This is a genomic window from Jiulongibacter sediminis (genome assembly GCF_001306455.1).
GTDB lineage: Bacteria > Bacteroidota > Bacteroidia > Cytophagales > Spirosomataceae > Jiulongibacter > Jiulongibacter sediminis.
On record NZ_LGTQ01000012.1, the window covers coordinates 96,427 to 110,498 of the forward strand.

The 14,072-nt window shown below is 40.7% G+C and carries 13 protein-coding genes; 5 read left to right on the forward strand and 8 right to left on the reverse strand.

The features are described 5' to 3' along the window. Positions 1-59: 59 nt before the first annotated feature. Both AFM12_RS15335 and AFM12_RS15340 read right to left on the reverse strand, forming a co-directional pair. Positions 60-1,139 (reverse strand): LptF/LptG family permease, encoded by a 1,080-nt coding sequence (locus AFM12_RS15335; protein WP_055149813.1) that lies wholly within the window; start codon positions 1,137-1,139, stop codon positions 60-62. Between the two features lie 53 nt (positions 1,140-1,192). Further along, positions 1,193-1,864 carry a metal-dependent transcriptional regulator gene (locus AFM12_RS15340; RefSeq protein WP_055150344.1) on the reverse strand — a complete coding sequence of 224 codons (672 nt, stop codon included), beginning with the start codon at positions 1,862-1,864 and terminating at the stop codon, positions 1,193-1,195. Positions 1,865-1,984: 120 nt separating this feature from the next. Here AFM12_RS15340 and AFM12_RS15345 point away from each other — a divergent pair, with 120 nt between their 5' ends. Both AFM12_RS15345 and AFM12_RS15350 read left to right on the forward strand, forming a co-directional pair. Further along, positions 1,985-2,422, forward strand: coding sequence for a hypothetical protein (locus AFM12_RS15345; RefSeq protein ID WP_055149815.1), 438 nt, complete (start codon positions 1,985-1,987; stop codon positions 2,420-2,422). Between the two features lie 71 nt (positions 2,423-2,493). After that, complete coding sequence (locus AFM12_RS15350) at positions 2,494-3,207, forward strand: LOG family protein (protein WP_055150347.1); 714 nt, start codon at positions 2,494-2,496, stop codon at positions 3,205-3,207. Between the two features lie 80 nt (positions 3,208-3,287). Here AFM12_RS15350 and AFM12_RS15355 read toward each other — a convergent pair whose 3' ends face one another. The 5 genes from AFM12_RS15355 to AFM12_RS15375 all read right to left on the reverse strand — a co-directional run bounded on the left by AFM12_RS15355 (position 3,288) and on the right by AFM12_RS15375 (position 7,550). Beyond that, positions 3,288-4,169 (reverse strand): TPM domain-containing protein, encoded by an 882-nt coding sequence (locus AFM12_RS15355; protein ID WP_082391374.1) that lies wholly within the window; start codon positions 4,167-4,169, stop codon positions 3,288-3,290. Beyond that, positions 4,166-4,603, reverse strand: coding sequence for a TPM domain-containing protein (locus tag AFM12_RS15360; RefSeq protein WP_055149817.1), 438 nt, complete (start codon positions 4,601-4,603; stop codon positions 4,166-4,168). The genes AFM12_RS15355 and AFM12_RS15360 overlap by 4 nt, the downstream gene beginning before the upstream one ends. A gap of 11 nt (positions 4,604-4,614) precedes the next feature. Continuing rightward, complete coding sequence (locus tag AFM12_RS15365) at positions 4,615-5,208, reverse strand: LemA family protein (RefSeq protein WP_055149819.1); 594 nt, start codon at positions 5,206-5,208, stop codon at positions 4,615-4,617. 112 nt (positions 5,209-5,320) lie between these two features. Then, positions 5,321-6,724, reverse strand: coding sequence for a DASH family cryptochrome (locus AFM12_RS15370; RefSeq protein ID WP_055149821.1), 1,404 nt, complete (start codon positions 6,722-6,724; stop codon positions 5,321-5,323). Positions 6,725-6,782: 58 nt separating this feature from the next. Then, the gene (locus AFM12_RS15375; RefSeq protein WP_055149824.1) at positions 6,783-7,550 is read right to left on the reverse strand and encodes a DUF547 domain-containing protein; all 768 of its coding nucleotides are present in this window, start codon (positions 7,548-7,550) and stop codon (positions 6,783-6,785) included. A gap of 350 nt (positions 7,551-7,900) precedes the next feature. Between AFM12_RS15375 and AFM12_RS15380 the strand changes: the two genes are divergently transcribed. The 3 genes from AFM12_RS15380 (at position 7,901) to AFM12_RS19875 (ending at position 11,242) form a co-directional block, all read left to right on the forward strand. Then, positions 7,901-10,666, forward strand: a complete 2,766-nt coding sequence (locus AFM12_RS15380) for a TonB-dependent receptor (RefSeq protein ID WP_165492355.1) — start codon at positions 7,901-7,903, stop codon at positions 10,664-10,666. Positions 10,667-10,896: 230 nt separating this feature from the next. Further along, positions 10,897-11,061: a hypothetical protein gene (locus AFM12_RS19740; protein ID WP_157687435.1), complete on the forward strand. Its 165-nt coding sequence runs from the start codon at positions 10,897-10,899 to the stop codon at positions 11,059-11,061. A 22-nt stretch (positions 11,062-11,083) separates the two neighbouring features. Continuing rightward, positions 11,084-11,242 (forward strand): VOC family protein, encoded by a 159-nt coding sequence (locus AFM12_RS19875; protein WP_216598520.1) that lies wholly within the window; start codon positions 11,084-11,086, stop codon positions 11,240-11,242. Positions 11,243-11,535: 293 nt separating this feature from the next. Here AFM12_RS19875 and AFM12_RS15390 read toward each other — a convergent pair whose 3' ends face one another. Then, positions 11,536-14,031 (reverse strand): TonB-dependent receptor, encoded by a 2,496-nt coding sequence (locus AFM12_RS15390; protein WP_055149829.1) that lies wholly within the window; start codon positions 14,029-14,031, stop codon positions 11,536-11,538. Between the last annotated feature and the right edge of the window lie 41 nt (positions 14,032-14,072).

Here is a 14,072-nt window from a genome sequence, read left to right on the forward strand (position 1 = left end):
CGAGCGGCAAAAATAGGGATAAATCTCTTTGAGTAAACTAAAAAGCCGGAAACAGTTGCCTAACGAGGTACGGTAAAGTACATGAAGGTAGCTATAACACTGAAGACGATATTAGGTAACCAAACCGCCAAAAGTGGATTCATATTCCCTGACTCGGCAATACCTTTTGACATAATATAGAATAGAATATAAGTGAAAGCCAACACAAAACCGATAGCAATCTGTAGCCCAACTCCCCCACGCCTTTTTCGGGCAGAAACAATCAGTGCCATCAGCGACAAAATCAAAACGGCAAAAGGAGTGGCATAACGCTGATATCTTTCAATGAGAAAAGGCTCAATACCTTCTGAACCTCTTGAACGAAGCAGATCAATCTGACTGTTCAGCTCATTAATAGTGAAGGTTTCCTGGATACCATGCGAACTCTCAAAGTCAGTGGGATACATACTCAAAGTTGAGTCAACATACTGACGGTCAATAGTTAACTCGTCTTTCATTATACCTATCTCACGAATTCTATAATCATAGATTCTCCATTTCGCCAAAGAGTCAATCCACATCGCCCTACGAGCTGAAAGCTTTTCTATCAATTCGTTACCTTCAAATTTTTCAATGGTAAAATCAAAAGCAGTTTTAGATTGATTATTATAAGTAGAGAAGTAAACATAAGTATCAGGAGCCACGGTCATGTGAAAATCGCGGTCTGAGAAGAAGAAGGTGTCATTGATATATTGATTCTCAAATGCAATCCGCTTTGCATTGGCTTTTGGTAAAATCCAACCCACCATGACAAAGGAAAAAAGCCCGATCAGCAAGGCCCCCATAGCGTAAGGAAACATCAGTCTTCTGAAACTCACACCGCTGGTGAGAATAGCAATAATCTCGGAGTGAGCAGCCAATTTTGCGGTAAAAAACACCGTTGAAATAAAAATCATCAAAGGGCTGATATAATTAGCCCAGTATGGAGCAAGATTGGCGTAATAAGTCAAAAGAATTTCTGATGTCGGAGCATTTTTCTGAATGAAGTCATCATTCTTCTCCACATAATCAATCACCAGAATCACCAGCACAATAACAAATACCGCAAAGACGTAAGTCTTCAAAAATTTCTTCAGCAGGTATTTATCAAGGATTTTCATTCTCGGGCGAAATTACATTGGTTTTTAGAAAGACCTCAGGCTTTTAAACTCTTTTAAGAAAGTTTACGTGCCTTCACCTGAATATTTTGAGCGACTTCAGAACTTATGCGGATGTTCTGACCACTCTCTGTCTGAAGTTCAAGGGAATGATCAAAATCGCTGATATCCGTTAAACTTACCTCTAATCCTAATTTTAAACCAAGCCTGTCAAAATGTTGAAGAAAAGGTGCGGAATCTTCTGAAACACCCATAATCGTCAGCTTTTGCCCCTGTTCCATTTTTGAGAGTTGAGTGGTACCTACCGATGGCATGTTGCCCTGAGCATCAGGGATTGGGTCTCCATGCGGGTCAAACTTAGGGTGGCCAAGAAAATAATCGAGTTTATCGGTGAGTTCCTTTGATTTTATATGCTCCAATTCTTCGGCTAAGTCATGAATTTCATCCCATTTAAACCCCAACTTCTCAACAAGAAAAACCTCCCATAAGCGATGTTTTCTAATAATCTTTAAGGCTATCTGAGATCCGGATTCTGTAAGGGTTACCCCTTGATATTTTTTATAGTGGATGTACTCCTTTTCTGACAGCTTTTTAAGCATATCCGTTACCGATGCAGCACGGGTTTGCGTCACCTCAGCCAGCTCGTTAGTACTCACTGCTTTTCCCTCATTTTGTGCAGAGAGATGAAAGATCGCTTTCAGATAATTTTCTTCCGTAAATGACGCCACTGAATTTCTTTTAACAAGCCACAAAGTTAATTAATAAAGCTCCATCATAAAACCAACCTCAAAGGCACGAACAGCATTCTAAGATTGTTAATAGATTATAACATAAAAAATGAAAACAGCATGATAAAACCAAAGAACAGGAACATCAAAAAACTAGCTCTACTCATGGTAGCGGCTACTTCCTTAATAGCTTGCAGCAAAACTAACCTTGCACCAAGTCAGAGTTTTAAAGTCAGTGAAAGTGAAAACCTAAATTTCAACTATGACTCAAAAAGTGGAAGTATTGATATAACCGAGATTCAGGAAAGCCGATGCCCGGCAAATGCTAACTGCATAAGAGCTGGCGAAGCCATTGTTACATTCAACCTAAAACTTGGAGACAAAAAACTAACCGATCAAAAGCTTTGTGTTCAATGTGAACGCCCTTTTGAAATTCCGGAGGAAATGAGTTTTGAGGTTGATAATATCAGCTATACTTTAAAGCTTTTAGATGTAACTCCTTTCCCTACCTTAGACAATTCGAACGAAACAAAACAGGCTGAATTTGAGCTAAATTAAGGAACCGAATATTTTGAAATTTCGTATTGAACAAAGTTCTTCGTGCATCAACAAAAACAAAACCATACGAAATGAGAAAGAATGAACAAGAAATAAAATTTCTGGAGGGGCCACGTTCCAGATGGGATGAATTCTCAATGGCCTTTGAGGTACTCCTCGAATTTATACGCGGCTTCAGAGCAATGCACTTTATTGGTCCTTGCGTCACAGTCTTTGGCTCAGCCAGATTTAAAGAGGATAATCCATACTATATTGAATGCCGGAAACTTTCAGCTGAAATTGCAAAAGTTGGTTTCACGATAATGACAGGCGGTGGCCCGGGAATCATGGAGGCGGCAAATCGCGGTGCCAAAGATGTTGGTGGCCGATCCGTCGGTTGTAATATCGAACTGCCTTTTGAGCAAAGCGGAAACCCATACCTTGACAAGTGGGTGGATTTCAAGTACTTTTTTGTTAGAAAGGTCTTATTGGTCAAATACTCCTATGCCTTTGTTATTTGCCCGGGTGGTTTCGGTACGCTTGATGAGTTTTTTGAAAGCTCTACGCTTATTCAAACCGGCAAAATCAAGAAATTCCCGATTGTGATTTTCAATACCGAATATCATAAACACGTCATGGAGCATATCGATAAAATGATAGAAGTAGGTACAATTTCACCGGAAGATAAAAACATGTTTTTAGTGACAGATTCTATTCCGGAGGCCGTTGAATACATCCGTAAAAACACCATTAAACCTTTCGGCCTTAAATACAAACCTCAGGGAGTATTTGGAGAAAGGTCATAAAGAGAAATGCCTGCCGGAAATAAAGAAAGGTCTTTGAGTATAACTCAAAGACCTTTCTTTTTGATATTACTATTTCTTTCTCAATAACTCCCTCCGGCACCACCGCCACCAAAGCTTCCACCACCGAAGCCTCCAAAGCCTCCTCCGCCAGACCAACCGCCACCTCCACCAGACCAGCCACCACCTGACCAATTCCCTGAGTGCTGCCCCCAACCCGTATAGGTGGTATAAGGCCAGGCCGAAGACCTTCGCATACCGCCGCCTCCACCACCGCGGCCACCTTTGCTAATGGCTCGCATGATGATGAAGATTACGATCACCATCAGAATAAACGCCCAGACCGGAAATTCTCCAACCTCATCAGGTTCAGCCTCAAACTCACCCGTAGTGTACTGCATAATAGCATCTGTACCTTTTTCTAATCCCTCGTAAAATCTGGACTCCCTGAAGAGCGGAATAATGATCCTATCTACTATTCTTTTTGCATAGGCGTCTGGTAAAGCCCCCTCCAAACCATATCCCGGAGAAATGTAAATTTTCCTATCATCAGTGGCCCAAAGAACAACAACACCGTTATTCTTTCCTTCATGTCCTATACCCCACTCTCTCCCAAGCTTGGTGGCGTACATATTCATGTCATAGGGTTCCACTGTTTTGACCACCACCACTGCAATTTGATTAGAGGTGGTATCATCAAACTCCACCAGTTTGCGTTCAAGAGATTGAATTTCAGTGGTGGAGAGCATTCCCACGAAATCATTAACTAATCTGGGAGGATCGGGTACAGGAGGTATATTTTGGGCAAAGACAGTTGTCAGGGACAAGAAACAAAAGATCAGAGACAAAAGACTTAAGAAGTAAAACTTGAGACCTAAGACAGGAGACACAAAACGCCCCAAAAACAGGTTCGTATCTGTTTCTTTGTTTCCTAATACTGATGTCTTTGCGATTATTCTGTTCATTTCTTTTTCCCGAAAGAAATCTCATTTGAGATTTCATTGACGTCTCCCTTCATTTCGTAAGGGAAATACTTTTGCAAGGCTTCACCAGCCTTTTCAATAGCCAGGCATAGGCCGTCGATGGTATGTCCGATGTGTAAGTTGTCGAACATGATCTTCTTTTCCTCCTTCCAGAAATCCGGGCCGGTTTTTTCATGAATTCCGATATCTCCAAGTATAGCAAATTTGCGATCAGTAATAGAGATATAGAAGAGTACTCCGTTACGGTAAGCCGTATGGTCGAGCGAAAGAAAACTGAAAACCTCCTGTGCTCTGATGAGGGGTTCATCATGAGGACAATGCTCCTCTACGTGAACCTTGATTTCACCGGAAGTTTTCAATTCAGCTTTCCTTATGGCTTCTGTAATCTGATTTCTTTCAGCTTCAGAAAAGAACATATTGATGGTATTTATTCGAAGTCAAAATCTACATCAGGAGCTTCCTGAGCGGCTTCAGATGCAGCAAAAGGAGCTTTGCGTTCGAAGCCAAACATACCAGCCATAAGGTTCATAGGAAATGACCTGACTGCCAGATTATAATCTGCAATACCAGCATTAAAATCGTTTCTGGCCACAGCAATTCTATTTTCAGTTCCTTCAATCTGGGCCTGCAACTCCAGGAAGTTCTGATTCGCTTTAAGATCAGGATAACGCTCTACAGCAACCAAAAGGCGGCTTAATGTTCCGGAGAGTTGATCCTGGGCGGCCTGAAATTTCTCCATGTTTTCAGGGGTCAATTCATCAGCAGAAAGCTGAATAGATGTTGCCTTCGCTCTGGCCTCAATTACATCTGTCAATGTGCCTCTCTCAAAATCTGCCGCTCCCTGAACCGTTTTCACGAGGTTATTAATGAGGTCGGCTCTTCTTTGATATTGCGTCTGAACATTAGCCCATAGCTGCTCTACATTATTGTCTTTAGCCACCAGGCCGTTATATGAGTTGCAGCCGTACATTCCTAGAAGAAGTAGTAAACCTACTATTCCGAGAGTTCCTAATCTTTTCATCTGAAAAAGGGTTTTAGTTTTAAATTTAGTGTAACCAAATGTATCAAATAGTCATGATTTCTCAAATGATACAATGACAGTCGGTTTTTAAAAACGATCAAGCGGTAGAATATCAGGGCAGTTGCATCATTGGCTTAGGATAATCCTTCCCTGGACGCAAACCATAACCCTCAAGCTCACTTTCTGAGGCTTTGTCAAAATTATGAATCACCGCTGCAGGCACATTTTTTAGTTCAGGCAGCCAGTGCTTTATATACTCAGCCTCGGGGTCGTATTTTTCTCCCTGTTTTGAGATATTGAAATAGCGATTTGGGCGAGGATCATTACCTATTCCAGCGATGTAGTTCCAGTTGCCCCAGTTGCTACACACATCGTAATCAATCAGTTTGCTCTCAAAGTACATGGCACCCCACCACCACTCCAGACGAAGGTCTTTAGTAAAGAAACTCGTAACAATCTGGCGACCTCGGTTTGACATAAAGCCTGTGGCATTAAGCTCCCTCATATTGGCGTCAACGAAAGGAATTCCCGTCACACCTTTCATCCATTTTTTATAATCATCTTTATCACCCCGCCAGTCTTTGATAAGATCATGCTGAATACCGCAACGTTTAAACAGGCGAATGCCATATTTCAAGGCTACTAAATGGAAATAGTCTCTCCATATTAACTCAAAAATCACCCAGTAGGTCGATTCATTTTTGACAACTTCTTTCTCAAACTTTCTGACCTCATGATATATTTTACGTGGAGAAACACAGCCAAGACTTATCCAGGCCGAAAGCTTTGAAGAAAACTCATTTCCTAAAAGGCCATTTCTGGTCTCTTTATAGGTTTTGATATTTTGAGATTCCCACACAAAATATTGTAACCTCTCCAGCCCGGCTTTTTCCCCACCTTTGTAAAAATCACTATCGCTCTGATCTTCTTCATCAAAACCGAGGTCTTTGAGGTGTGGAATTTCGCCTAACTCTATATCACTGATATCTTTAAGTTTACCCGGTTCAGGCAAAGCTGGTCTAACTTTAGACTGCTTGTCCATTTTTTTTCTGAATTCAGTAAAAACATCCGGCAAAAACTTAATCTGAAAAGGCAGATCACGCACATGATAAAGAGTAGCCTGCCAGATAAGCTCCATATCAATATTGAGCCTTTTGAGATTTTGAGACAGCTCAAACTCAAGAGAGGTTTCTTCCTGTGTAACCTCTTTTGAGGCCAGAACATAAAGCACATCACGCTCTTGGGCTATTTTGGCTAGTTCGATGGAAGGATCCCCAATTCGGATAATGAGATCAGAGCCCTTTGATTGCAAATTTTTCTTAAGGTCTTGCAGCGACTCCAAAAGAAATTTAGCTCTGTAAACTCCCGTCTTTTTATACCCAAATTTGGTTTCATCAAACTGGGAAGGGTCAATGACATAAACAGGCAAAACCCGTCCTAAATCAGCCGCCCGCAGTAGTGCCTCATTGTCATGAAGTCTAAGGTCATTTCTAAACCAAAAAAGAATATCTCGCATAAAAAAAAGGATGTTGCTGCAAAGCTAACACCCCTTACCTACTGAAAAAAATGAAGTTTTAAAGTTTTCCATTTAACGACCAATCATAATCCTTGTAGGACACGTCAGCGTTTGAACCAGCTTTTGTTTTCGCGTATTTATTCACCCATTCTCTTACTGATCCTTTCTTTTTAAAATCGCCTCCGTACCAATTAAAGAGTTTGGAGATGTTCATCTGACCCGAACTCACTTCATTTTTAAAGGGATCATTGAGAAATTTAACACCCTGATCGTCCAGCTGGCTCACCAATTTTGAAGCCACAAAGGCTTCATTTCTGAGCGGAGGACAGGATTTTGCCGCACAAACAAGTGCAAAATGTATCCTAGGTTCATTAAATCGCTTTCGAATGATACCATGCTCAATATTGTTCAAATCCATTTCCTCTCCTCCTATTTTAATAAACTTAATGTCCCAAGGCGTGTTCACAAAGGGGATTTTGATGGTGGAGCCAATGTCTTTAATACTCTTTATATTCTTGTCGGCATGATTGAGAATCAATTTTACTGTAAATGCATTGTAAGCATTAATCCAGTATGCCAGTTTTTCGTTAGCTGACCAACTACTGGCCGGGGCATTAGCAGAAACCATATCAAGATATTGATCCAGCTTTTTCTCGTCAATTTTAAAGCCACCATAGTCTACATAACCTGAATTACTTACATGCTTCTTTAAGAGGTTATCCCAAATTTCATGACTTATAGGTGCTGCCGATGATTCTGCCGTCTCTACAGCAAAACAGCTAAAGAGAAGAAACAGGAGTGGGAAAAACACTAAAACCCTTTTCATTTTATCTACAGTTTTAAGTCTCAAATAAGATTTGGTTTACCTACGAGTTCAGGCTAAAAAAGGTTTTAAGAGTCATCAGAGGATAATTGAGGGCAATTGTACTTTTCTCACCGAAAAACATTTTGACAAATTTCTAAATATTGACTAATTAAGCAGTTAACAATTTCTTAATGTTAAGAAAATTACAAATCACTGTAATATTCTAAGATTACACATTCTGTTTAGGCTACCACCTAAATCAAAAATTAAATATTAGTATGTTTGCAGAAGAATAGGATGACAAGACCAAAAAAGGTCAGAATCTGTACTATTTTATGTCAACTTCTTCAAACAATACTTACCCCAAAATTATGTTGCAAAAGTTTACTTTTTTGCGAGCAGGTTTGCTGGCAGTAGCTGTTCTATGCCTTTCTGTGGCGGCGATAGCTCAAAACACAATTAGCGGTACCGTTATGGACGGTACAAATGACGAAGCACTTATCGGTGCATCGGTTTCTGTGAAAGGTACTACCATTGGTACTACTACAGATGTGGAAGGTAAATACACTTTAAACAATGTACCTTCAGGTGATCAGCTATTGATCATCTCTTTCATTGGTTTTGTTGAGCAGGAGATTGCTTTCAATGCTTCTACTCAAAAAGTAATCAACGCTACTCTTCTGGAAGACAATAATGTTCTTTCTGAAATCGTGGTTACTTCTGGCGTTATTGACATTGCCAAGGTTAGAGAAACTCCGGTTGCTGTTTCTACTATCACCTCTGAAGAGATTGCCCTTAAAGTGGGTAACCTTGAATTCCCTGAAGTGATGAACAGAACCCCTGGTGTTTACGCTACAAAACAAAGTGGTGGCTACGGTGATTCAAGAATCAGCCTTCGTGGTTTTGATCAGAGAAACACCTCTTTCCTTATCAACGGTCAGCCGGTTAATGATATGGAAAACGGGTGGGTTTACTGGTCTAACTGGCAGGGTCTTACTGATGTAGCTTCCGCTATTCAGATTCAGAGAGGTCTTGGAGCTTCAAGACTTGCTGTACCTTCAGTTGGTGGTACTGTTTCAATTTTTACCAAAGCTGCCGAATTGAAAAAAGGCGGTTCTGTTTCTCAGTCTGTTGGTAACAATGGATATCTGAAAACAACTGCTGCCTATAACTCAGGCAGAAATACCAGTGGCTGGGCTACTTCATTCCTTGTTTCAAGATGGAGCGGTGACGGTTATGCTTACGGTACTGCAGGTGAAGGCTGGAACTATTTCGCAGCTGTTGGTTACAGACCAGTTGGTTCTAACCACTCTCTTAACCTTTCAGTTCTTGGAGCTGGTCAGTGGCACCACCAAAGAAGCTCATGGGTTTCTATTAGAGATTACCAGAACTTTGGAGATAACAGCGGAAAAGACGGTATTGACAGAAGATGGAATACTGATGCAGGTTTCCTTGATGGCGAAGAGTTTAACATGAGAAGAAACTTCTACAATAAGCCACTTGCAACCTTTAACTGGGACTGGGATATCAACTCTAACCTGATGTTGAACACTTCACTTTACGCCTCAGCCGGTCGTGGTGGTGGAACAGGCCCTCGTGGTAGCAACTTCAGAAATGCTGATCTTGATATGTATCCGTTTAATATTGACCTCACTACGCACTATAACGAAAACGGAAGAGGTACTCGTGATGCTGATGGTTTTGTAGACTTTAACAAAGTAATTTCTGTTAACAGAGCAAATGCCCAGCCGTACTCAGGAGCTATCAGCTCTTATGAAGGTCAATTGATTGGTTCTAACGGTTTCAGAAATGATGGAGTTAGCAGAGAGGTATTGGTACGCAGATCATCTATGAACTCTCACGACTGGATCGGTGCTATCTCAAACCTTGAAGGTAATTTCAATAACATCACAGCCTCAATTGGTGTAGACCTTAGAAGCTACAAAGGTTACCACTACAGAGTATTGGAGAACCTTATGGGTCTTGATGGTTACTATTCTACTGGTAACAGAAACTCGGCCGGACAAATTATTAATACTTTGACTGAAGCCACTCCGTTTGGTAGTACTGGTATCAAAGGACCAAAGATTGACTACTATAACGTAGGTATAGTAGGATGGCAAGGTCTAAACGGTATGCTAGAGTATGCTAATACTCGTTTAACAGCCGTAGTTCAGGCTGGTGCATCTAATCAGTCTTTCCAAAGAGAAGATCTTTTTGATCAGCCGGCTCTTCCTCTTTCAGAGAAGAAGAATGTAGGTGGTGGATATGTAAAAGGTGGTGCTAACTTTAACATCTCTGACAAATCAAACGTATTTTTCAATACTGGTTTTATTTCAAGACAACCTCAGTTTGACGCTGTGTTCCCTAACTTCGCTAACATCGTAAACGAAGACCTTCAGAATGAGAAGATTACCTCTATTGAATTAGGTTATGGTTTCATCGGAAAAAATCTGACGTTGAACGTTAATGCTTACTCTACAAACTGGGGTAACAGATTCATCACTCGTTCTCTCTTCAATTCTCAAGGTGATCAGGGTACTGCTCAGTTCCGTAACATTGATGTAAATCATAAAGGAATCGAGATTGAGGCGAACTATAAGCCAACTGATAAGTTGAGAATTCAGGCTATGGCCTCTTTAGGTGACTGGAGATACACTAAAGATTTCGAGGCTCAGATTTTTGATGCCAATCAGCAGCCAATCGGTACAGGTACTCTTTATCTTAAAGATGCTAAAGTTGGTGACGCCGCTCAAACGACAGGGGCAATCAACATTGATTACCAAGTTGCCAAGCCATTTAGCCTTGACCTTGGATACCGTTTCGTAGATGGGCTTTATGCTGATTACTCAATTGCTGATTCTCAGTTTGCTTCTCCAGATAACGATGGTGCCCTTAAGCTTCCTTCTTACTCTTTGGTTGACCTTGGAGCGACTGCAAGATTCAAAATCTTTGGTACTGACGGAACACTCAGAGTTAACGTGAACAACTTGTTTGACACCGTTTATATCTCTGAGTCTGAGACTAACATTCAGGCTGAGTCTGGTTCACAAACCTGGAACGGCGTTGACGTTCGTAACTCAGTATGGTTCGGTTTTGGAAGAACCTGGAATACTTCATTGAGATTGAGATTCTAATCTTAGATTAATATCTTATCTAAAAACGGGTGGCTTTGAGTCACCCGTTTTTTTTGTGTCATACTTGAACTTTTCGGGCTTGAGAAGCATAGAAGGCTCCTTTCTGTTTGAGCTGGTACTCAAAGAAAATAGTTGCTAAATTTATTATCAACAATCAGCCAATATTTTAAGCATCTTTGAAGTGTCGAACGACAACAAATTGATTATCTGATATTTAAACCAATGCAATTATGTTAGCTGTAAAAAACAACAATCCCGAGAGAGTCTTTGTACCTATCATTCCCTTGAGAAAGCGTGGCTCTGAAAACTCATTTGAGAAAACCAGTACCATCACAAAAATGGCTTCAAAAAACCCTGATTTACTGAAATTGATTTCGGCTTTTGAGTTAAAGTAACTCAACTTTACACCCACTTAAGATGGAGTTTAAATACGCTATTCTGTATGTGGAAAAGGTAAAAGAAACGCTTGCCTTTTATCAAAAAGCGTTCGGCTTTGATATCAAATTCATCCCACCTGAAGAAGACCTATGGAGAGCTGACTACCGGCAATACGACTATTCCTTTTGCATCTTTTGAGCTGGGAAATTCAAATCTTAAGAGACGGTTATCTGGCGTCAGATAGATCAGGAAGGTCCTTCGGAATAGAATTGGCATTTATTACTTCTGATATTCAGCAAGACTTTAAAAAGCTATTGAAGGCCGGTGCGGAAATATTGTAACCTTTAAAGGTAAAGACATGGGGTCAGCACGTAGGTTATTTGATAGACTTGAGTGGTTACTTGAAAGAGTTGGCAACTCCAGTAGCCAAATAAAAAAACAGGCCACTCTATTGAGCAGCCTGATTTCGGATCAATATATTTTGACTTGATTTATCTCATCATTTCCTGGCCATTGCCACCGTCATCATCCATGGCGTCACTATCATTATTACCACCACGACGTCTGTTAAACAAGCCTCTGCCATCATTTTCCATTTTACCAAAACGGTATTGGAAATCAACACGAATACTTCTTCTAAACATACTTCTGGTGTTTGCCGAGATGAAATAATTATTGGCATCTGTCACATTCTCAAGTGTTGACTTGAAATCAATTGACCTTACAAAAGGATTTTCAAGCCCAAGCCCAAAACTTCCACGTTTGTCATTTATATCTTTCTTGAAAGTCAAACCATGGAAATAAAACCCATTTCTGGTCCCCTGCAACTGAACCCGAGGTGAGCGATAAAAACCAAAGACTGCTACGGCAAAACCTTTCGGTAGAGAGTACTGCGAATTCAGGTTTAAACCCACGTTCCATCCTTGATTCGAAATGGTTCGGTTATCCATGTAGGTATAATTCGGGCTTACACCACCACCAATTCTCCAATCTTTATTCGGATTCACATTGAAAGAAAGATCAGCTCCAAATCTTTTGTTTACACCAATATTGGCAAACGTGGTCTGTGTAATATCAATTCCGTCTTCACGAACTACTTCACTCACACTCGTGATACTGTTATCCTCGATTCTGGAATAGATCGAGAAGTTTATAGAGTTTCTTCCAAAATATGTACTTGTTGAGAGTTCAAGCATATCCACAAGCTCAGGAGCCAATGTCGGTTGACCGAACGAAATACTATTTTGATTTGAATAGTCAACGTAAGGATTCAGGAATCTGATGGAAGGACGTTGAATTCGCTGTGTATAGCTAGCTCTTACAGACCCACCTTTCTCAAAACGTTTTGATAAATTAATACTTGGCAACCAATTATCGTAATCTGGAATCTCCACATCTGCACGCTCCTTAAATTGGGCCGTAATCATAGTCCTTTCGTAACGAACACCAGCCTGAACACCCCACTTATTGGGCAATTCAAGAGTAAACGACGAGTACCCGGCCGCTACATTCTGATCATAATCCAAAAAATTAGAGCGAAGGCTATTTAAGGCGTATGCGGCATTCTCTAAACTGTAGCTGTAAAAGTTACCATCCGAGGTTGCACCACGAAAGACTCCTTTGCCTCCCATCTCCCACTTAATTTTTTCACCAAGTGGCTGCACATAATCCAGGCTAAAATTAAGCTCCTGATCTATTCCTACATTATCGCTGCTGTCAGCCGGCAATCCGTTCTGAAGAGCAGTAAAATCCTCATTCCTATTGGATTTAGAAAACTGTGCCAGTATACTAAGTTCCTGAATAGGGTTTGCGTATCTCTTATTGAACGTAAAATCAAGGTCAGCAGAATTGCTAATATTTGATTGATCAATAAAACGGGTGTTCTCAAAAATAAGAGCATTATTACCATCCACAAGACGTGTTAGCTGATCGCCCTCACTTCCATTTATTCTTGCTCTTCCAGAGTATGAAATGCTGAAATTCGTTTTCTTATCAAAATCATATGTAAATGTTCCACGATAGCGACCTCCACCCCACTGACCTCGGTTATTATCTTCCTGAGTAAGATACGTAGCTTCACCATTGATTACAGATTCACGCGTGTTCAAGCCCTCTGTTCTGAAGTTGTATGACATTCTGCCACCTCCATTGATGGCAATACCCCATTTTTTATCCTTCAAGTTCAAACTTCCATTAAGATTTGATCCCTGAACACCTACACCCGTAGAGATCATACCCGTAACACCAGCCAGGGTATTTTTCTTAAGATTGATATTAATGATTCCAGCAGTGCCTTCACCATCGTACTTTGCACTCGGTGACGTGATCACCTCAACTGACTTAATCTGATCTGATGGAATTTGTTTCAGAGCTTCTCCTACGGAACTTGCGAAAATCGTTGACGGTTTATTGTCTATTAATACTCTGACATTTGAGCTACCACGCAGCTCAACCTCTCCATCAAGATCAACACTCAACATCGGCACCTTTCTAAGAACCTCCTCGGCCGTACCACCCCTGTTAGTGATATCTTTATCAGCATTATACACCAGACGGTCAATTTTATCCTCCACCAGAGCGGCCTGACCAGTTACGGTAACCTCGTTCAACTGAATATTATCACTAAGGATAAAAACGTTTCCTAAATCAACTTTAGCATCATTATTAGGCACTACAATATTCTCAACAGATTGTGGCGAATAACCGATGTAGGAAATCAGTAATTTATAAGTACCCGCCTTTACTCCTTCAAATTTGAAGGAGCCTTTTATATCAGTTAAAGTACCATCAATAGCTTTAGTGGCATCCCACAACGCAACCGCTGCAAACTCAACACCCTGTGAGGATGTACTGTCAATCACGGTACCCGAAATGGAGGCATTGGCAATTACCGCAGCTCCGGGACCTCTTCTCCCCTGCTGAGCTAACACACTTTGAGAAAAAGTGAGGGCCAGCAAGACCAATGTCATTCGTAAATAATTTTTCATGTTCGTGTCAGTAATAATTCAATTTTTAGAAATGGACTTTT